Annotated in this window: 18 protein-coding genes; 4 read left to right on the forward strand and 14 right to left on the reverse strand. The window is 53.7% G+C overall.

Going from position 1 to position 20,563, the window contains the following annotated elements; all coding sequences use genetic code 11:
• Window positions 1-19: 19 nt before the first annotated feature.
• From lolE to lolC, 3 genes are read right to left on the reverse strand one after another with little or no spacing between them, the layout of a single operon-like run.
• Entirely contained in the window at window positions 20-1,264 is a 1,245-nt protein-coding gene (gene lolE / locus ABVN36_RS09155; protein ID WP_000168091.1) for a lipoprotein-releasing ABC transporter permease subunit LolE, read from the reverse strand.
• On the reverse strand, window positions 1,264-1,965 hold the full coding sequence (lolD, locus tag ABVN36_RS09160; RefSeq protein ID WP_001033714.1) for a lipoprotein-releasing ABC transporter ATP-binding protein LolD: 702 nt from the start codon (window positions 1,963-1,965) through the stop codon (window positions 1,264-1,266). Before lolD ends, lolE begins: the two co-directional genes overlap by 1 nt.
• Window positions 1,958-3,157 (reverse strand): lipoprotein-releasing ABC transporter permease subunit LolC, encoded by a 1,200-nt coding sequence (gene lolC / locus ABVN36_RS09165; protein WP_001518787.1) that lies wholly within the window; start codon window positions 3,155-3,157, stop codon window positions 1,958-1,960. The genes lolD and lolC overlap by 8 nt, the downstream gene beginning before the upstream one ends.
• A 337-nt stretch (window positions 3,158-3,494) precedes the next feature.
• On the opposite strand from lolC, the gene mfd reads away from it, so the two are divergent.
• Both mfd and ABVN36_RS09175 read left to right on the forward strand, forming a co-directional pair.
• Window positions 3,495-6,941 carry a transcription-repair coupling factor gene (gene mfd, locus ABVN36_RS09170; protein WP_001114323.1) on the forward strand — a complete coding sequence of 1,149 codons (3,447 nt, stop codon included), beginning with the start codon at window positions 3,495-3,497 and terminating at the stop codon, window positions 6,939-6,941.
• Window positions 6,942-7,088: 147 nt separating this feature from the next.
• Window positions 7,089-8,054, forward strand: a complete 966-nt coding sequence (locus tag ABVN36_RS09175; RefSeq protein WP_000482967.1) for a L,D-transpeptidase family protein — start codon at window positions 7,089-7,091, stop codon at window positions 8,052-8,054.
• A gap of 96 nt (window positions 8,055-8,150) precedes the next feature.
• Here the strand turns inward: ABVN36_RS09175 and bhsA are convergent, their stop codons facing one another.
• Window positions 8,151-8,408, reverse strand: coding sequence for a multiple stress resistance protein BhsA (bhsA, locus tag ABVN36_RS09180; RefSeq protein ID WP_000800159.1), 258 nt, complete (start codon window positions 8,406-8,408; stop codon window positions 8,151-8,153).
• A 241-nt stretch (window positions 8,409-8,649) separates the two neighbouring features.
• Between bhsA and comR the strand changes: the two genes are divergently transcribed.
• A complete protein-coding gene (gene comR / locus ABVN36_RS09185) occupies window positions 8,650-9,285 on the forward strand; it encodes a TetR family copper-responsive transcriptional repressor ComR (RefSeq protein WP_000205985.1) in 636 nt (211 codons plus the stop codon).
• A gap of 73 nt (window positions 9,286-9,358) precedes the next feature.
• On the opposite strand, the gene ABVN36_RS09190 is transcribed toward comR, so the two are convergent.
• The 8 genes from ABVN36_RS09190 to hinT all read right to left on the reverse strand — a co-directional run bounded on the left by ABVN36_RS09190 (window position 9,359) and on the right by hinT (window position 15,432).
• Window positions 9,359-9,898, reverse strand: coding sequence for a glycine zipper 2TM domain-containing protein (locus tag ABVN36_RS09190; RefSeq protein WP_001043449.1), 540 nt, complete (start codon window positions 9,896-9,898; stop codon window positions 9,359-9,361).
• 178 nt (window positions 9,899-10,076) lie between these two features.
• Window positions 10,077-11,381: an NADH-quinone dehydrogenase gene (ndh, locus tag ABVN36_RS09195; protein WP_000211053.1), complete on the reverse strand. Its 1,305-nt coding sequence runs from the start codon at window positions 11,379-11,381 to the stop codon at window positions 10,077-10,079.
• 254 nt (window positions 11,382-11,635) lie between these two features.
• Window positions 11,636-12,178, reverse strand: a complete 543-nt coding sequence (ycfP, locus tag ABVN36_RS09200) for an alpha/beta hydrolase YcfP (protein WP_000587945.1) — start codon at window positions 12,176-12,178, stop codon at window positions 11,636-11,638.
• Window positions 12,179-12,202: 24 nt separating this feature from the next.
• A complete protein-coding gene (gene nagZ / locus ABVN36_RS09205; RefSeq protein WP_000529342.1) occupies window positions 12,203-13,228 on the reverse strand; it encodes a beta-N-acetylhexosaminidase in 1,026 nt (341 codons plus the stop codon).
• A gap of 10 nt (window positions 13,229-13,238) precedes the next feature.
• On the reverse strand, window positions 13,239-14,063 hold the full coding sequence (thiK, locus tag ABVN36_RS09210; protein ID WP_023138629.1) for a thiamine kinase: 825 nt from the start codon (window positions 14,061-14,063) through the stop codon (window positions 13,239-13,241).
• Entirely contained in the window at window positions 14,044-14,682 is a 639-nt protein-coding gene (gene lpoB / locus ABVN36_RS09215) for a penicillin-binding protein activator LpoB (protein ID WP_000164359.1), read from the reverse strand. Before lpoB ends, thiK begins: the two co-directional genes overlap by 20 nt.
• Before the next feature lie 13 nt (window positions 14,683-14,695).
• Window positions 14,696-15,070, reverse strand: a complete 375-nt coding sequence (locus ABVN36_RS09220; protein WP_000589563.1) for a YcfL family protein — start codon at window positions 15,068-15,070, stop codon at window positions 14,696-14,698.
• A 2-nt stretch (window positions 15,071-15,072) separates the two neighbouring features.
• Window positions 15,073-15,432, reverse strand: a complete 360-nt coding sequence (gene hinT, locus ABVN36_RS09225; protein WP_033903635.1) for a purine nucleoside phosphoramidase — start codon at window positions 15,430-15,432, stop codon at window positions 15,073-15,075.
• 341 nt (window positions 15,433-15,773) lie between these two features.
• Here hinT and fhuE point away from each other — a divergent pair, with 341 nt between their 5' ends.
• Window positions 15,774-17,948 (forward strand): ferric-rhodotorulic acid/ferric-coprogen receptor FhuE, encoded by a 2,175-nt coding sequence (fhuE, locus tag ABVN36_RS09230; protein WP_023138627.1) that lies wholly within the window; start codon window positions 15,774-15,776, stop codon window positions 17,946-17,948.
• An 85-nt stretch (window positions 17,949-18,033) separates the two neighbouring features.
• Here fhuE and ptsG read toward each other — a convergent pair whose 3' ends face one another.
• Both ptsG and ABVN36_RS09240 read right to left on the reverse strand, forming a co-directional pair.
• Window positions 18,034-19,467, reverse strand: coding sequence for a PTS glucose transporter subunit IIBC (gene ptsG, locus ABVN36_RS09235; protein ID WP_000475705.1), 1,434 nt, complete (start codon window positions 19,465-19,467; stop codon window positions 18,034-18,036).
• Between the two features lie 294 nt (window positions 19,468-19,761).
• Window positions 19,762-20,559, reverse strand: coding sequence for a metal-dependent hydrolase (locus ABVN36_RS09240; protein WP_000480268.1), 798 nt, complete (start codon window positions 20,557-20,559; stop codon window positions 19,762-19,764).
• Between the last annotated feature and the right edge of the window lie 4 nt (window positions 20,560-20,563).

A 20,563-nucleotide genomic window follows, 5' to 3' on the forward strand; every position in this document is an offset into this window, starting at 1 on the left:
TTGTTTTTATATTCCGCGATTACTGGCCGCTCAATACTCGCGCAGGGTCAATGTTGCTCGCCCGCCGCGCCGGATACCAGCTCGCCAGTAAGCTTAACAACAACGCCGTGACCAGTACGTAAACAACGTCCAGCCAATGTAATTCGGATGGCAGGAAGTCGATAAAATAGATATCGCCGGACAAAAACTGATGCCCGATCGCCTTTTCAATCCCATTAATAATGGCGGTAAGCTGAAGCGAAACGACAACGCCGATCGCCACGCCAATCAAGCTGCCCAGCAAGCCCGCGAGTAGCCCGTACCAGACGAAAATGGCACGAATCAAACCATCTTTCGCCCCCAGCGTTCTTAATACCGCAATGTCGCCGCTTTTGTCTTTTACCGCCATCACTAAGGTGGAAACGATATTAAAACAGGCCACGCCGATCACCAGAATCATCGCCAGATACATAATGGCGCGAATCATCTGGATATCGCGATACATATAGCCGTAGGTGCCGATCCAGCTCTTAATGTAGACATAGCTGTTAGTCACTTCACCCGCATCACGCACCAGTTTGTTCGCATTAAACACGTCGTGGACTTTAAGCGCGATACCGGAAACGCTGGACCCCATATCCAGATACTGCTGCGCATCCTCAAGCGGGATCATGGCGAAGCTGTGATCGAGCTGGCCGCTCAGTTGCAGAATCCCGATGACATGCAAACGCACGCGTTTGGGCTGGAGCAGCTTATGGTCGGCATTCGCATTGGGGATCATGATGGACACCCAGTCGCCCTGTTTCACGTTCAGCGCATCGGCGACGCCTTTGCCGATAATGATCTGCTGCTCGCCCGCTTTGAAATGATCCCAGGCGTGATTTTGCACAAATGACGGTAACGCGCTAAGCTGCTGCTCTTGCTTAGGGTCGACGCCTTTAACCTGAATGGCGCGCAAATTCGCCCCGCTCTCTACCAGGCCGGTAAAATTGATATACGGCGCGGCGGCGGCAATGCCCGGCACCTTCTGCACTTTTGCCAGCGCTTCACGCCAGTTGGTCCACGGCTGATTGACTGCTTCAATCTCCCCGTGTGGAACCACCGCCAGAATACGGTTATTCAACTCGCGCTCGAAACCGTTCATCGCGCTTAAACCGACAATCAACACCGCCACGCCCAGCGCGATACCGATGGTAGAAATGACGGAAATGAGCGAAACCATACCGCCGCGCCGCCGTCCACGGCTGAAACGCAAGCCAATTAACAATGATAAAGGCGACGCCATTACTCCGCCCCCATCAGGCTCAGTTCTGCCGTCAGGCGACCATCGCGCATCTCAAGCTGGCGGCTCATACGTTTCGCCAGTTGCAAATCGTGAGTCACCACCAGAAACGCGGTTCCCTGCAGACGATTTAACTCGCCCAGAAGCTCAAAAATACTGTCGGCATTACGCGCATCCAGATTACCGGTCGGCTCATCCGCCAGTACCAGACGCGGGTTATTCACCAACGCGCGCGCTATCGCGACACGCTGGCGCTCACCGCCGGAAAGTTCCGAAGGTCGATGGGTTGCGCGATGCTCCAGCCCTACGGCGTGCAGCATTTCTCGCGCCCGAGCATCAATCTCCGCCGGTTTCTTTTTGCCAATCAATAATGGCATCGCCACGTTTTCCAGCGCCGTAAAATCCGGCAGGAGATGATGAAACTGATAGATAAACCCCAGTTTCTGGTTACGTAATTCCGCTTTTGCCGCAGAAGAGAGTTTGCTCATCGGCTGGCCGCTAAAAATCACATCGCCAGAGGTGGGCGTATCCAGCCCGCCTAACAGATGCAGCAACGTACTTTTACCCGAACCGGAACTGCCGACGATCGCCATCATTTCGCCTTCGCCGATACTGAAGCTGACATCGTGCAACACGTCGGTTTGTACGGTGCCTTCCTGATAGCGTTTGCACAGGTTGTCGCATTGCAACAGGATCTTATTCATAACGTAAAGCCTCAGCGGGTTGAGTGGCGGCAGCGCGCCAGGAAGGATAAAGCGTAGAAAGCAGCGCAATGGCCATTGCCACCAGAGCGATAACGATAACCTGTAACGGCTCTATCGCCACGGGCAACGCAGCGCCATCCAGAAACGCGCCGATGATCGGCATCAGGTTATTCAGTTGGCTGGCAAGCAATGCGCCCAGCGCGGCGCCCAACAGCGCGCCGATAATCCCGGCGCTGGCGCCCTGCACCATAAAGACCATCATAATTTGTCGCGGCGTCAGCCCTTGAGTTTGTAAAATCGCCACTTCGCCCTGCTTCTCCATGACCATCAGACCCAACGAAGTAATAATGTTAAAAGCCGCGACCGCCACGATGAGGCTCAGCAACAATCCCATCATGTTCTTTTCCATGCGCACAGCCTGGAACAACTCGCCTTTGCGTTCGCGCCAGTCCTGCCACTTAGTGCCTTGCGGCAGCGTCTGTTGGCTGAGGGTATCGACTTGCAGCGGTTCATCCAGCCATAGACGCCAGCCGGTAATATTGCCTGCCGGATAGCGCATTAAACGCGACGCGTCCTGAATATTGACCAGCATTTCATAGCCATCGACCTCGCTATTGGCGGCAAATGTGCCAATCACCGTAAACAGACGCTGGCTGGGCAGACGTCCCATTGGCGTAAACTGGCTGGCAGATGGCACCATTAGCCGAATCTGATCGCCGCGGTTGACCCCTAACTGTCCGGCGAGCTGCTCGCCGAGGATGACATTATACTTACCCGGCTGTAATTCGCTTTGCTTCACATTGACCAGATACGGCGTTAACGGATCTTTTTGCGCCGGATCGATACCCAACATCACGCCAACCGCAACGCTACGCGCGCTTTGCAGTACGACATCGCCCGTCGTCAGCGGCGCAATACGGTTAACGCCTTGCAGATTCACCGCTTTTTCCGGCATCTGATTCGGGTTAAGAGAACCATGTTCAGCAGAAAGGATGGCCTGAGGCATCAAACCAAGAATGTTATTTTGCAGTTCGCGCTCAAAACCGTTCATCACCGACAATACCGTGACCAGCGCCATCACCCCCAGGGTAATGCCGATAGTGGAAAGCCAGGAAACGAAGCGACCGAAGCGATCTGCTGCACGCCCGCGCATGTAACGCAGGCCGATGAATAGAGCGACAGGTTGATACATGTAATCCGTCTGGTTGCTGTTAGCAAAGTCCCGAGTATATAAGCGAAAGCGGAATGCGTAAATGTCTGAACCGTAAGAGTTCGTCAGCGTTATTCTGAAAAAGGCCGACAAATCAAGTCACTTACATGTTCATACTTTACCTGTTCGGCGTGTTATGCGGCGGATTCAATTTGCTAATAAACAACGATCGCGGATAATAAAGAACATTGCTTATCAGTCATATGCCCCTGAATACCTGAGTCCTTCATGCTGTCCTGGCGTGCAGCCAACCATGAAGCAGCCTGAAGGGTGACGCGTAGAGTGCGGCGTAAAACAAAAAGAGATACTGACAACCGTTATGCCTGAAAAACAACGTTACACGCTGCCGACAAAAGCGGGCGATCAGCGCCAGTTGGGCGAACTTACCGGTGCCGCCTGCGCTACGCTGGTGGCGGAGATAGCTGAACGCCATGCCGGTCCGGTGGTACTCATAGCGCCTGACATGCAAAATGCTCTGCGATTGCATGATGAAATCCGCCAGTTTACCGATCAGATGGTGATGAACCTGGCGGACTGGGAAACGCTACCGTATGACAGCTTCTCCCCGCATCAGGAAATTATCTCTTCGCGCCTGTCCACGCTCTACCAGTTGCCGTCGATGCAGCGCGGCGTCTTGATTGTACCGGTAAACACCCTGATGCAGCGCGTTTGTCCGCATAGCTATCTGCATGGTCATGCGCTGGTGATGAAAAAAGGCCAGCGGCTGTCCCGCGACGCTCTGCGCGCGCAGCTTGACAGCGCCGGTTATCGGCATGTCGATCAGGTGATGGAGCATGGCGAATACGCGACGCGCGGCGCGCTGTTGGATCTCTTTCCGATGGGCAGCGAACAGCCTTATCGCCTCGACTTTTTTGATGATGAAATCGACAGCCTGCGTCTGTTTGACGCGGATACCCAGCGTACGCTGGAGGAGGTCGAGGCCATCAATTTGTTGCCCGCGCACGAATTTCCTACCGACAAAGCCGCTATTGAGCTTTTCCGTAGCCAGTGGCGCGATACCTTTGAGGTAAAACGCGACGCCGAGCACATCTATCAGCAGGTCAGCAAAGGCACTCTGCCCGCCGGGATCGAATACTGGCAGCCGCTCTTTTTCAGCGAACCGTTACCGCCATTATTTAGCTACTTCCCCGCCAATACTCTGGTGGTGAATACCGGCTCGCTGGAAACCAGCGCCGAACGCTTTCAGGCCGATACGCTGGCGCGTTTTGAAAATCGTGGCGTCGATCCTATGCGCCCGCTTTTGCCGCCGGAAGCCCTCTGGCTACGGGTAGATGAGCTCTTTTCCGAGCTTAAACGCTGGCCTCGCCTCCAGCTTAAAACCGACCATCTGCCGGAAAAAGCCGCCAATACCAATCTCGGTTTCCAGAAATTACCGGATTTGGCTATCCAGGCGCAGCAGAAAGCGCCGCTGGACGCGCTGCGTAAGTTCCTCGAATCTTTCAGCGGTCCGGTGATTTTTTCGGTAGAAAGCGAAGGACGCCGCGAAGCGCTGGGGGAGCTCCTGGCCCGCATAAAAATCGCGCCGAAGCGGATATTACGCCTGGACGAGGCGCAGGATGCGGGACGCTATCTGATGATTGGCGCCGCAGAACATGGCTTTATCGACACCCAACGCAATCTGGCGCTGATTTGTGAAAGCGATCTCTTGGGTGAGCGGGTGGCGCGTCGCCGCCTGGATTCCCGTCGTACGATCAACCCGGACACGTTGATTCGTAACCTGGCGGAGCTCCACGTCGGTCAACCGGTAGTGCATCTGGAGCACGGCGTCGGACGCTATGCCGGCATGACCACTCTGGAGGCTGGCGGCATCAAGGGTGAATATCTGATGCTCACCTACGCCAATGACGCCAAACTGTATGTGCCGGTTTCCTCATTGCATCTGATTAGCCGCTATGCCGGCGGCGCGGAAGAAAGTGCGCCGCTGCATAAACTGGGCGGCGACGCCTGGTCGCGCGCCCGGCAGAAAGCGGCGGAAAAAGTGCGCGATGTCGCAGCGGAACTGTTGGATATTTATGCGCAACGGGCGGCAAAAGAGGGTTTTGCCTTTAAGCATGATCGTGAGCAGTATCAGTTATTCTGCGACAGCTTCCCGTTTGAAACGACGCCCGATCAGGCACAGGCGATTAACGCCGTATTGAGCGATATGTGCCAACCGCTGGCGATGGACAGGCTGGTGTGTGGCGACGTCGGCTTCGGCAAAACCGAAGTGGCGATGCGCGCCGCGTTCCTGGCGGTGGAAAACCATAAACAGGTGGCGGTACTGGTGCCGACTACGCTGCTGGCGCAGCAACACTATGACAACTTCCGCGACCGTTTCGCCAACTGGCCGGTACGCATTGAGATGCTGTCTCGCTTTCGCAGTGCCAAAGAGCAGACGCAAATCCTGGCGGAAGCCGCCGAGGGTAAGATCGATATTCTGATCGGTACGCATAAACTGCTACAAAGCGATGTGAAGCTGCGCGACCTCGGCCTGCTGATTGTCGATGAAGAGCACCGTTTCGGCGTGCGCCACAAAGAGCGAATTAAGGCGATGCGCGCCGATGTCGATATTCTGACGCTCACGGCGACGCCGATCCCGCGGACGCTGAATATGGCGATGAGCGGTATGCGCGATCTCTCCATTATCGCCACCCCCCCTGCCCGTCGTCTGGCGGTAAAAACCTTTGTCCGCGAGTATGATAGCCTGGTGGTAAGGGAAGCGATTCTGCGTGAAATCCTGCGCGGCGGTCAGGTTTACTATTTGTACAATGACGTCGAAAATATTCAGAAAGCCGCAGAGCGGCTGGCGGAACTGGTGCCGGAAGCGCGAATCGCTATAGGCCACGGGCAGATGCGCGAACGTGAGCTGGAACGGGTCATGAATGATTTCCACCATCAACGTTTTAACGTGCTGGTGTGTACTACCATTATCGAAACGGGGATTGATATCCCCACCGCGAACACGATCATCATTGAACGCGCGGATCATTTCGGCCTCGCGCAGTTGCACCAACTGCGTGGCCGCGTTGGGCGCTCGCACCACCAGGCCTACGCCTGGCTGTTGACGCCACATCCTAAGGCCATGACCACCGATGCGCAAAAACGGCTGGAGGCGATTGCGTCGCTGGAGGATTTAGGCGCCGGGTTTGCGCTGGCGACCCACGATCTGGAGATCCGCGGCGCGGGCGAACTGCTTGGCGAAGAGCAAAGCGGCTCAATGGAAACCATTGGCTTCTCACTCTACATGGAACTGCTGGAAAACGCCGTTGATGCGCTGAAAGCAGGCCGCGAACCCTCGCTGGAAGATCTCACCAGTCAGCAAACGGAAGTCGAGCTGCGAATGCCGTCGTTACTGCCAGATGATTTTATTCCGGATGTTAATACCCGGCTGTCATTCTATAAACGCATTGCCAGCGCGAAGAACGAAAACGAGCTGGAGGAGATCAAAGTGGAATTGATCGACCGCTTCGGCCTGCTGCCCGATCCGGCGCGTAATCTGCTGGATATCGCCCGCCTGCGCCAACAGGCGCAAAAGCTCGGCATCCGAAAACTGGAGGGTAACGAGAAAGGCGGAACGATTGAGTTCGCCGAGAAAAACCACGTTGACCCCGCCTGGCTTATCGGGTTGCTGCAAAAACAGCCGCAGCATTTCCGTCTGGATGGCCCGACGCGCCTCAAGTTTATTCAGGATTTAAGCGAACGTAAAACGCGTATAGACTGGGTACGCCAGTTTATGCAGCAACTGGAAGAAAACGCTATTGCATAAGCGTCAGGCCGGGCGTCATTACTCTGCGTCCGGCCTAATCTTTACAAATTCTTTGCACTTCCCTGCAGTTCCAGACACAGCCAGCCGCCATAATTCTTATTTCCTCTTTTATAAAAATAACCACATAATAATCATGGGTTTATTATAATGTTCAACAATACGCGACTCTCTCGCTGGTGGGCGTTGCTTGCGCTTACCGCGACCATCATGCTTGCCCTTCCCGCGCAGGCGAATACGTGGCCTCTTCCGCCCCCCGGCAGTCGACTGGTGGGAGAAAATAAATTCCATGTCGTTGAAGACGACGGCGGCTCGCTGGAGGCGATCGCCAAAAAATATAACGTGGGCTTTTTAGCCCTGTTACAGGCCAACCCCGGCATTGATCCTTACGTGCCACGCGCAGGCAGCGTGCTAACGATTCCGCTGCAAACGCTGCTACCGGACGCGCCACGTGAAGGTATCGTCATTAACCTCGCGGAATTACGGCTTTACTATTATCAACCGGGGAAAAATACGGTCACGGTCTACCCTATCGGGATTGGCCAACTGGGCGGCGATACCCTGACGCCAACGATGGTGACGACCATTTCGGATAAACGCGCCAATCCAACCTGGACGCCGACCGCCAATATTCGCGCCCGTTATAAAGCGCAAGGTATCGATCTCCCCGCCGTGGTGCCTGCCGGTCCCGATAACCCAATGGGGCATCACGCGATTCGTTTAGCGGCCTACGGCGGCGTCTATCTGTTACATGGCACGAATGCCGATTTTGGCATTGGTATGCGCGTCAGTTCCGGCTGTATCCGTCTGCGCGACGGTGATATAGAGACATTGTTCCGTCAGGTCACGCCGGGAACCAAAGTGAATATTATCAATACGCCGATTAAAGCCTCGGTGGAGCCAGGCGGCGTGCGACTGGTGGAAGTTCATCAGCCGCTGTCTAAAAATATAGGCGACGATCCGCAGGTGTTGCCGATTGTGCTGAATGGCCCGATGCAGGCCTTTAAGGACGCGCCGCAGACCGATGCTGCGGTGATGGAACATGTTATGGAAGTGCGTTCCGGAATGCCGGTGGATGTAACCCGTCAAGCAGAGGCGAAACCGCAGTCGCTGTAAGCGTGAATAGCTGACCGACAAAAAAGCCTCGCGATGCATCGCGAGGCTTTTTCTTTTTATTGTGGCAATCGCAGCGGCATTAATGAGGGTTAATGCTTACTTATAGATTACCGCCGTACCGTGGAGGGTATTCGGGCCGGTAACAGAGGTAATACGGAAAGACTTCGCCCCCATCTCCTGCGCTTTTTGCGCCAGCTGATCTTCCAGCGAGCCCAGATTCGTGCCGCCATTCGCGGAAATGGTGCCGAACTTCTGTTGACCTTCTGGCGTTGCCTGAACTTCAACGGCGGCGAAGCTGGCGAATGAGAGCGAACTCAGTACGGCAGCAGCGATGAGGGTTTTTACGTTTTTCATAGTGATGACCTTTAGCAGATGAATGGGTGTCGTAAGCATTAACTTAACGATCGATAAATTAATCATAGATGTGATCTACATCACACGTCAACCTCTTTTTATAATGATCGTTATATAATTTATAAAGATGTTATTTTTCATGTGAATAGAATTGATTTATTTTTCTAATGAATACTCTGGAGCCAGAAGTGGTTTGTTTTTATAATAGAGAGACCGCTCTTTAAACAGGTACAACGGCATCATGACAACGGATACCACGAGTTGCGCGAAGAAAAGCCGTGGCCGACCAAAAGTGTTCGACAGGGAAGCTGCGCTTGATAAGGCCATGACTCTCTTCTGGCAGCACGGCTATGAAGCAACTTCGCTTGCCGATCTCGTAGAGGCTACCGGGGCGAAAGCGCCTACTCTCTATGCGGAATTCACTAACAAAGAAGGATTATTTCGCGCTGTCCTGGATCGCTACATCACTCGCTTTGCCTCAAAGCACGAAGCCCAGCTCTTTTGTGAAGAGAAAAGCGTGGAATCGGCGCTGGAAGATTACTTCACAGAAATTGCCGCCTGCTTTACCAGTACAGACACGCCGGCTGGCTGCTTTATGATTAATACGTCCGCCACCCTGGCCGCCTCCTCGCGCGATATCGCCCGCACGGTAAAATCACGCCACGCCATGCAGGAACAGACGCTCATCCAGTTTCTGCGCCAACGTCAGGAGCGCGGTGAAATTCCGGCGCACTGTAACCCGCAGGCGCTCGCGGAATATATAAACTGTATTTTACAGGGAATGTCGATCAGCGCCCGCGAGGGAGCCACCTTCGAACAACTGATGCAAATTACGCGTACGACTCTGCGCATCTGGCCTGAACTGCTCAAGCCCTGAACGACGCGGCTTCGGATAAAAAAAGCCCCTCAGCCTGAGCGAATGAGGGGCTAACTTGCAGAGTACAGCTTTTTTATGCTTTGTTATTCAGAACCAGTTGGCCATTGCCGTCGAGGGGAATTTGCGTTCCGGGGTCTTTATCCATGCGGATTTTGCCCTGCTGATCGCCAATTTTGTAGGTCACGTCGTAGCCAAGCATCTTTTCAGATTTGTCATACACCGTCTTACAGCGTTGCTGCGTGGTAGTGTAGGTATCACTTTCTTGCATTGATCCCTGGATTTGATTGCCAGCATAACCGCCGCCCAGCGCCCCGACGACCGTCGCCACATCTTTACCACGACCGCCGCCAAATTGATGTCCAATCACGCCGCCTGCTACTGCGCCAAGCACCGAGCCGGCAATACGGTTTTCGTCCTGAACCGGTCTGCGATGCGTGACCGTGACATTACGGCACTCCTGACGCGGCGTTTTTACCGTCTCTTTAATCGGTTTAGCCGATATCACCTGCGCATATTGCGGACCACGATCAAATACGTTGAGACTGGCCACTGCCGCCACACCCAGCGCAGCCGCTACGCCAATCCCTATACCCGCCAACATTGATTTATTCACGGGAGTTCCTCCTTCGTTGCTATTGGTAACAATTTTGCAACCAGTATGCGAACAAAGCCAATCGGAATGAGGATGAAAAATGCGGGATGAGGCGGTAAAGCTGAAGGATTCGGACAACTCCGAAGCAAGAGATGGAGAAGCGCTCACCGGCGCGAGCAGCCGGTGAGGCGCAGAGAAATTAATGCAGTTTCAGGCGCGGACGAATGACGCGGTTAATACTGCCCACCAGCATCATCAGGCCGGTTTTAAAGTATCCATGCAGCGCTATCTGGTGCATACGGTATAGCGAGATATACACGAAGCGGGCGATACGTCCTTCAATCATCATTGAACCGCGGGTCAGGTTCCCCATCAGACTACCCACGGTAGAGAAGTTGGACAGAGAGACCAGCGATCCATGATCTTTATACTGGTAAGCTTTCAGCGGTTTGCCATTCATCTGCGCCAGAATGTTATTCATCGCGCAGGTAGCCATCTGATGCGCCGCCTGAGCGCGAGGCGGCACAAAACCTCCCTCCGGACGTGCGCAGGAAGCGCAGTCGCCAATCGCATAAATATCAGGATCGCGCGTGGTTTGCAGCGTCGGTTCCACCACCAGTTGGTTAATGCGGTTCGTTTCCAGACCACCAATCTCTTTCATAAAATCCGGCGCTTTGATACCCGCCGCCCACACCATCAGATCGGCCTGAATATATTCACCTTCTTTCGTATGCAGACCACCTTCGTCGGCGCTGGTGACCATAGTTTGCGTCAGCACGCGAACGCCCAGTTTGGTCAGTTCATTATGCGCGGCGCTGGAGATACGCGGCGGCAACGCAGGCAGAATACGCTCGCCAGCCTCAACCAACGTCACGTTCAGCGCGTCGTTGGTCAGCCCCTTATAACCATAGCTATGCAGCTGTTTTACCGCATTATGCAGTTCAGCCGACAGCTCAACCCCCGTCGCACCGCCGCCAACGATGGCGATATTGACCTTACCGTTCGCGCCCAGATTAGCCGAATACTTGAGGAACAGGTTCAGCATCTCCTGGTGAAAACGGCGCGCCTGATGCGGGTTATCGAGGAAGATACAGTGCTCTTTCACGCCCGGCGTGTTGAAATCATTAGAGGTGCTGCCCAGCGCCATCACCAGCGTGTCATACGCGATTTTGCGCTCCGGCACCAGCAGTTCGCCCTTTTCATCACGCAACTCGGCAATGGTGATGGTCTTCGCTTCGCGATCGATATCCATCACCGACCCCAGCTGGAACTGGAAACCATGATTACGCGCATGAGCCAGATAGCTCAGCGCATCCACGCCTTCGTCCAGAGAGCCAGTCGCCACTTCGTGCAGCAATGGTTTCCACAGATGGCTGTGATTTCTGTCTACCAGCGTGATTTTCGCTTTTTTCTTGCGCCCCAGTTTATGGCCTAACTGCGTCGCCATTTCCAGCCCGCCAGCGCCGCCGCCGACAATCACGATCTTTTTTAATGGTGTAGTCAACGTGACCCCCTTAAATTTATTAACCAATTGTTAATTAAAAGTTATTAGTATAGCCTTTAATTAACAACAAGTTACGTTAATGAGAATAAGCTTCTGATATGAGAATAGCATGAACGGTGCATTGGTCATACCAAAATTGATGTGCATCAAGTTTTCATGCTGAAAAGATAGACAGTTTGCGAGAATTGAGCATAAAAAAACCAGCCGCAAGGCTGGTTATCCGGTCACTGATAACGCCATATTGCCGGATGGCGTTACCCCAGCGTTTTAAACGCTTTGATACGTTGCAAATGCGGCGAAATATTTTTGAATTTGTGAGTCTGTTCCTCATCCCACACAATTTCATAATACGGGTGAAGCGCTTGCGCTGAGCGTTGGCTGTCCAGCGCTTCGTCATGACGCGAGAGGATCACCAGACAACGATCGCGATTTTTTTCGCGAAAGTTGGTCACGCACTTTGTAGCGATGTCCGCATATTCTTCCGGGCGATCGATTTTCCCCTCCATGTTTTCATAGGGGAACAGGTTCGGGTTAAAAACCACCTGACGGATATCGCACAAAAAGCCAATCCGCTCCGCCCAGTAACCGCCCAGCCCCACGCCACAGATTAAAGGGCGCTCGTCCACATTCAACTGCAACATTTTGTCCACTTCTTTCAGCAGATGCTGCATATCGTGCTTAGGATGCCGCGTACTGTAGCTTACCAGCCGAACATCCGGGTCGATAAACTGTAATTGCAACACTTTTTCATGGTTGCCCGGACTATTTGAATCAAAACCGTGTAAATAAATAATCATCTGGCACCCTCACGAAAACTCGAGTTAATGACCTGCTTTTTCTTCCTGCCAGCGTTCATGTAACTGGTTGAGCTGGGCGCTGGCTGTTTTCCAGCGTGCTGAGTCCATGAGCTCCCGGCGTGAAAATGAACCTTTATGATACAAACGTGTAACACGCTCTGCTTTGATCGGCGACAGATTATCCAGCACGCTGACTGCGCCTTTACGATTATTGCAGACCAGAATCATATCGCAACCCGCATCCAGCGACGCCTGAGCGCGCTCAGCATAGCTGCCCATAATCGCCGCGCCCTCCATCGACAGATCGTCGGAGAAAATGACGCCATCAAAGCCTAACTCCTGACGCAGCACCGTTTTCAGCCAGTACGGCGAACCGCTTGCCGGACGCGGATCGATAGCGCGGTAGATCACGTGGGCAGGCATAATCGCATCCAGTTTATTCTCGCTAATCAGCGTGCGGAACACCGACATATCTTTGCTACGGATGTCCGTTTCAGGACGTGGATCGCACGGCGTCTCTTTGTGGGAGTCCGCCGTGACCGCGCCGTGGCCGGGGAAATGCTTACCGGTCGTTTTCATCCCGGCGTCATGCATGCCGTCAATAAAGCGCGTTGCCATTGCCAACGCTTTTGCGGGATCGGCATGATAGGAGCGCTCGCCAATTGCCGCGCTGATATGCCCGACGTCCAGCACTGGCGCAAAACTGATATCAATATCCATCGCGATCATTTCGCTGGCCATCAGCCACCCTGCCTCCTGCGCCAGTCGCCCCCCCTCTTCCAGCCCATGCAGCGCAAAAAAAGATTGCGCCGCGGGCAGGCGGGTAAACCCTTCACGGAAACGCTGTACGCGCCCGCCTTCCTGATCGACGGCCACCACCAGATGGTTACGCGATGCCGCCCGAATCTGGCGCACTAATTCGCGCAGCTGTTCCGGGTCATGGTAATTACGCGTGAACAGAATAAGCCCGCCAACCAGCGGATGCGCCAGTATCTCGCGCTCCTCCGCATCCAGCTCACATCCTTCGACATTCAACATTACTGGGCCCACACTGCTCTCCTTATCCTTTCATACGTAGCTGGCGCCAGGTTTCATCGGCCAGCCTGATAAATTGTTGCTCGCCGGTTTGTCGCCAGCGGTATTCGAACCACCCTGCTTTTAGCATAATGACCCAGGGGTGCCATAATCGTATCTGTCGCCATAGCTGCCGGGCGTCGATTCGCGCGCGCGCTGCATAAGCGTCTGCCAGTTGTCGGTGCTGGCGTTCATCCTCAACCCATACTGCCGCCAGCTCCAACGCAATATCGCCGTCGCCGGCATACTCCCAGTCAATCAGTCTCAACCCGGCGGACGTTAATACTATATTGTCGCCATGGACATCCATATGCAAAGGCGCGAGCCGCAGCGGGCGAGGTTCACCGTTTTTCTGCAACTGTTTGAGCCGCCGCAACCAAAACGGCGTACGCCTTGCCGGATCGCAACACGACCAGTACTGCGCCAATAGTGGCGATAGCGCGATACGCCAGCCAAAACGCGGCTGTTGATGCAAATGATACAGTAAGGCCGCCAGTTCGTCGGCATCTGGCAGAGCGGAATTTACCACACCATGCAGATATTCTACCGCCATCCAGCCCGGCGTATAAAAAAGCGCTCGCGGCGCCAGACTGGCCGGCAATTGGGATAAGGCGCGGTGATGACGTAAAAAATGGGCTGGTGGAGCGTCGGGGTCGTGATGACGGCGCAGCACGATACGGTGAGTATCGTGGGTAATAATACAGCTCCCGCCGCTTAGCCCCTGCGATGCGGCGACGGCGGGACGATACTGGGGAAAATAGCGCGACAGGATCTCGTCGCGCGTTAAGGGATTATTGTTGTTGGACCGCACCTTTACCTGACCAGATTATCTCGCCAGTTTGCACCAGCATTAACTGCATCTGTAATGCAGGCGCGTTAACGTTACCGGATGCGCTGGAGTAAAGTACATATTGCGCCCCGACATTGCGCGCAATGCCAATAGCTTTACTGCGCGTTCCCAGACTATCCTGCGGAGACAACCCTAACTGCTGTTTTGCCATCGAGAGTTGCTGTACGGAGACCAGCGTAAATTTACCGTTGTTCGCCAGCGCATTACGTAACGTTTCCGTTGCCTCGTTCGCATTTAACGACCCATTCGTCCGGTTATTCACGCTGTCGACAAGCAATACGCTTCCGGCCGTCACGCCATCAGCCTGCAACATTTTGCTGACCAGCGGTTGCATCGCGCCGTTCCAGTCATAGTGGCGCACCTTAGGCGCTGGCTGGCCCGTTTGATCTTCATGTTCGATCGGCCCCGGTTGCTGTGGAATGGTTGGCACAGACGGCACAACAGGAGGCTGTGGTGGCTGCGCGGGTTGTTCTGGCGCTGGTTTTACCTCTTCAACTGGCGCAGGTTGACGTTGCGCCATACACCCGGAGAGAAATATCGCCAGCGCAGCAATGGCAGCGTAGCGATGCATTTTTGTCATCAAAATTCACTCCTCACAAATAAAGATAAAGCCTGACCTTATGCGCCCCCAGATAATTGGCGCTGCCAAATAGCGTTACCGACGAACGCGCGGGTATGGTTACGCTACGCGGCGCCTCCAGCGGATGCATCTCCAGCCCCCGCGCGTCATACCAGTAAAACCGATAATGAACGGTTATGGGCTCTTGCCTTTCGTTATAGACGCGGGAAGAGGCTGATGGCTGGATATCAGACGCCGTCAGTTCAGGCGGCTCTGCGGTGACGCCCGCCGCCAGAACCGTGGACTCCATCACCAGCGACTGCGCGTCGCTTACCGGAATTTCAGGGTGTGACCGGCAGCCGGTAAGCAGCAGCAAGCCCAGAGAAACCGCGATGCATCCTTTGATCATACTTACAAGCCTTTATGCGCCAGCATCGGGCCTAGCGGGCGGCCGCCCAGTAGGTGCATATGGATATGATAAACCTCCTGGCCCCCATGACGGTTGGTATTCATGATTAAACGATACCCATCTTCGGCAATGCCTTCTTGTTCAGCGATTTTCGCCGCCACGGTGATCATCCGACCTAACGCCTGTTCATGTTCCGCCGTCACGTCATTGATGGTTGGGATCAGGATATTGGGAATAATCAAGATATGCGTCGGCGCCTGCGGTGAAATATCACGAAAGGCGGTGACCAGCTCATCCTGATAAACGATATCCGAAGGGATTTCACGACGAATAATTTTGCTGAATATAGTTTCTTCTGCCACGACGTTTTCCTTTTTCATAATAGCCCTTGCAGCGCACATGCTACGCCGAGCCATACTGCGAGTATAGAGTATGAGCGAGTTACCGACGCTCTTTCAACTTTAACCCACGATTTATTAAGCGAAAAATGACTACATGCTGGACTTACCGCCATATCCCCCTGCCATGACGCCTTTGTACGCTTAAAAAATATTTCTAGTTTCCCTGGTTATACCGTTTTACACATTTAATACAAATGCGTATATTTCTCATTTGCATTTTTATGCGCATTAACTAGCAAAGAATGAAAAGGTTCAACGTCATACGTCCTGAACTTACCCCAATAACAAGCAAGGATTTTCAGATGTCTTTCATTCAATACCGCCGGGACAAACACCTTCCGTCCACCGCCGCACCGTCGCTGTTAGCTATGGGTATGGCGATGGCATTTATGCCTGCCGCCTTCGCGGCTGAGGATACCGTTATTGTCGAAGGCGCGACGACCGCTGACGCCGTAAACCGTGAAGAACAGGATTACAGCGTGAAAACGACCGCAGCGGGCACCAAAATGCCGATGACTCAGCGCGATATCCCGCAGTCGGTCAGTATTGTCAGCCAACAGCGTATGGAAGACCAGCAGTTGCAAACCCTGGGCGAGGTGATGACCAATACGCTGGGGATCAGCGGAAGCCAGGCTGACTCCGATCGCATCAGCTATTACTCGCGCGGGTTTGAAATTGACAACTATATGGTTGACGGTATTCCAACGTATTTTGAGTCCCGCTGGAATCTGGGCGATGCGCTAACGGATACCGCGCTGTATGAGCGTGTGGAGGTGGTTCGCGGCGCGAATGGGCTGATGACCGGAACCGGCAATCCTTCTGCCTCAATTAATATGATCCGTAAACACGCCACCAGTCGGGAGTTCAAAGGTAACGTCTCCACAGAATACGGTAGCTGGAATAAGCAGCGTTACGTCATGGATCTGCAAAGTCCACTCACCGCAGACGGTGATGTCCGTGGGCGCATCGTGGCGGGTTATCAGAATAATGATTCCTGGCTGGACCGCTATAACAGTGAGAAAGCGTTCTTTTCCGGAATTGTCGATGCCGATCTGGGTGCAACCACCAGCCTTTCAGCCGGTTATGAATATCAAAAAATTGATGTCAACAGCCCGACCTGGGGCGGTCTGCCGCGCTGGAACACCGATGGCAGCAAAAATAGCTATGACCGCGCGCGTAGTACCGCCCCGGACTGGGCTTATAACAACAAAGAGATAAATAAATTCTTCGTCACGCTTAAGCAGCGTTTTGCCGAAAGCTGGCAGGCGACCCTGAATGCGACCCATACTGAGGTCAAATTCGACAGTAAAATGATGTATATCGATGCGTTAGTCGATAAAGAGACAGGTACGCTGGTGAGTCCTTATGGCGCAAGCTACCCCGTGGTCGGCGGTACGGGCTGGAACAGCGGCAAACGCAAAGTAGATGCCATAGATCTCTTTGCCGATGGCGCTTATGAGCTGTTTGGCCGTCAGCACAATATGATGTTTGGCGGCAGTTATAGTAAACAGAATAACCGCTATTTTAGCGCCTGGGCGAACGTCTTTCCGGACGACATTGGCAACTTCAGCGCCTTTAACGGTAATTTCCCCCAAACCCACTGGGCGCCACAAAATCTGGCGCAGGACGATACCACGCATATGAAATCGCTGTATGCCGCTACGCGCATTTCGCTGGCCGACCCGCTGCATCTGATTCTTGGCGCTCGTTATACCAACTGGCGTGTTGATACACTGACCTACAGCATGGAGAAAAACCATACCACGCCGTATGCCGGGCTAATTTATGATATCAACGACAACTGGTCCGCTTATGCCAGTTATACCTCTATCTTTCAGCCGCAGAATAAACGCGACAAAGCGGGTCAATATCTGGCTCCGATTACCGGTAATAACTATGAAGCGGGCCTGAAGTCCGACTGGATGAACAGCCGCCTCACCACTACGTTGTCCGTGTTCCGCATTGAGCAGGATAACGTCGCTCAGGCAACCACTATTCCCATCCCTGGCAGTAATGGGGAGTTTGCCTGGAAGTCTACTGACGGAACGGTGAGCAAAGGCGTCGAATTTGAAGTGAACGGCGCAATTACCGATAACTGGCAGATGACTTTCGGGGCTACCCGGTATGTTGCCGAGGACAATGAAGGTAACGCCGTGAACCCTAATCTCCCGCGCACCAGCGTGAAGTTATTCACCCGCTATCGTCTGCCGGCGATGCCGGAGCTGACGGTCGGCGGCGGCGTGAACTGGCAGAATCGGGTTTACAAAGATACCACGACGCCGTACGGCACTTTCCGCGCCGAACAGGGCAGCTATGCGCTGGTCGATCTGTTTACCCGCTATCAGGTAACGAAAAATTTCTCCGTACAGGGAAACATCAACAACCTGTTCGATAAAACCTACGACACCAATATTGATGGTTCCATTGTTTACGGCGCGCCGCGTAACGTCAGCCTCACCGCCAATTATCAGTTCTGACAGACTGTCGGAGAGCGGCATATAAAGCACCATTAAAAAAAGGCAGCCGAATGGCTGCCTTAATTCTCCCCAACATCATTACTGCTTAGCTGTTACGGATGTACTCATCCATTTCCGTTTTCAGGTTATCGGATTTCGTACCGAAAATAGCCTGAACGCCGGAACCCGCGACGACAACGCCTGCCGCGCCCAGTTTCTTCAGGCCAGCCTGATCCACTTTCGCTACATCGGCTACGCTCACGCGCAGACGCGTGATACAGGCATCCAGGTTAGTGATGTTCTCTTTACCGCCAAACGCCGCAACCAAAGCCGGCGCCATTTCGCTGGTCGCGCCCGCTTTTGCGTCATCAGTAGTGTCTTCACGACCCGGCGTTTTCAGATCCAGCGCTTTGATCAGCACGCGGAAGACGGTGTAGTACACAATCGCATAACCGGCGCCAACAATCGGGAACAGCCACAATTTGCTGCTGTTACCGGACAGCACGATAAAGTCGATCAGACCGTGGGAGAACGACGTACCGTCACGCATCCCCAGCAGGATACAGATCGGGAATGCCAGACCTGCCAGAATCGCGTGAATAATGTACAGGATCGGCGCCACGAACATGAAGGAGAACTCGATAGGCTCGGTAATACCCGTCAAAAACGAGGTCAGCGCGGCGGAAATCATGATACCGCCCACTTTTGCGCGGTTTTCCGGTTTAGCAGAGTGCCAGATAGCAATGGCCGCAGCCGGCAGACCGTACATTTTGAACAGGAAGCCGCCAGACAACATACCTGCCGTCGGGTCGCCCGCCATATAGCGCGGAATGTCGCCGTGGAATACCTGACCCGCTGCGTTGGTATATTCGCCGATCTGCATCTGGAAAGGAACGTTCCAGATATGATGCAGACCAAACGGCACCAGGCAACGCTCGATAAAACCGTAAATACCAAACGCGACAACCGGGTTCTGATAAGCCGCCCACTGCGAGAACGCCTGGATAGCCGTACCGATTGGCGGCCATACGAAAGACAGCACCACACCGGTAAAAATAGCGGCCAGACCCGAAATGATCGGCACGAAGCGTTTGCCCGCAAAGAAGCCCAGATACTCAGGCAGTTTGATACGGTAGAAGCGGTTAAACATATACGCTGCGATCGCACCGGAGATAATCCCCCCGAGAACACCCGTATCAGCAAGGTGTTTAGCGGCGATCTCTTCAGCAGGTAAATGCAGAACCAGCGGCGCAACCACAGCCATGGTTTTCACCATGATGCCATACGCTACTACCGCCGCCAGAGCCGAAACGCCGTCGTTGTTGGTGAAGCCCAACGCCACGCCGATAGCGAAAATCAGCGGCATATTGGCAAAAACAGATCCGCCCGCTTCTGCCATAACGTGCGATACAACGGCTGGCAGCCAGCTGAAGTTAGCGGAACCGACACCCAGCAGGATACCTGCGATAGGGAGTACGGATACCGGCAGCATCAGCGATTTACCGACCTTTTGCAGGTTAGCAAATGCATTCTTAAACATAATTGAGAGTGCTCCTGAGTATTTGTGCTTTTCTACGTTCTCACGCATTGGCGAGGGGGGAGAACCCCGCCGTGGACAGGACATCTAAGTGCCCTTTTATTTATTACACAGAGTAAAATAAATACGTCTGATTTTGTTTGACGGCTATCACGTTTCAGCGCCAGATAGCCTAAAAAGTATCACATTCTGCCAAAATGAGTTTCCGAATGTTTCCATGAGCTCGCTCACCGCCCCTTTTGTGGCGGTGAACTTTACGCGCTTTGCTTATTAATTACGAGCTTTAAAAAAACTCGTTTAACGGATTGATGACAGGCGAGACGCGTCAATATGGAACAGGCGAGCAAAGTTATCGGTGGTGATCTGCGCCAGTTCTTCAACGGCAACCCCTTTCAATACCGCCATATATTCTGCGACGTCGCGTACCATCGCAGGCTGGTTCTCTTTACCGCGATGCGGCACCGGCGCCAGATAAGGAGAATCGGTCTCGACTAATAACCGATCCAGCGGCACATAGCGCGCCGCATCACGCAACTGTTCAGCGTTACGGAACGTTACGATGCCGGAAAAAGAGATATAAAACCCCAGATCCAGCAATTTGCCGGCCGTTTCTCTGTCTTCTGTAAAACAGTGTAGTACGCCGCCGCAATCCGTCACTTTTTCTTCGCGCAGGATAGCCAGCGTATCGGCACGCGCGTCGCGAGTATGGACAATCACCGGTTTATGCAATTCGCGGCCAATCTGGATATGATGAATAAAAGACGCCTGCTGGCGGATTTTGGTCTCAGGCGTGTAAAAGTAATCAAGCCCGGTCTCGCCCATCGCCACCACATCGTCTTCTGCAGCAAGGAGGCGCAGTTCTTCTACGTCATATGCTTCATCCTGATTTAACGGATGCACGCCGCAGGAAAAGACCACATTATCGCGCTTGCCCACCAGCTCGCGCATATGGCGATACCCCGGCAGCGTCGTCGCCACCGCTAAACAGAACTTCACATCGCGCGCGGCGGCTTTCGCCAGCACATCGTCCACGTCCTTATGCAAAGATTGATAATCCAGACCATCAAGATGGCAGTGTGAGTCGACTAAAAACATAATG

The sequence above is a fragment of the Salmonella sp. SJTUF15581 genome (assembly GCF_043356775.1).
Lineage (GTDB): Bacteria > Pseudomonadota > Gammaproteobacteria > Enterobacterales > Enterobacteriaceae > Salmonella > Salmonella enterica.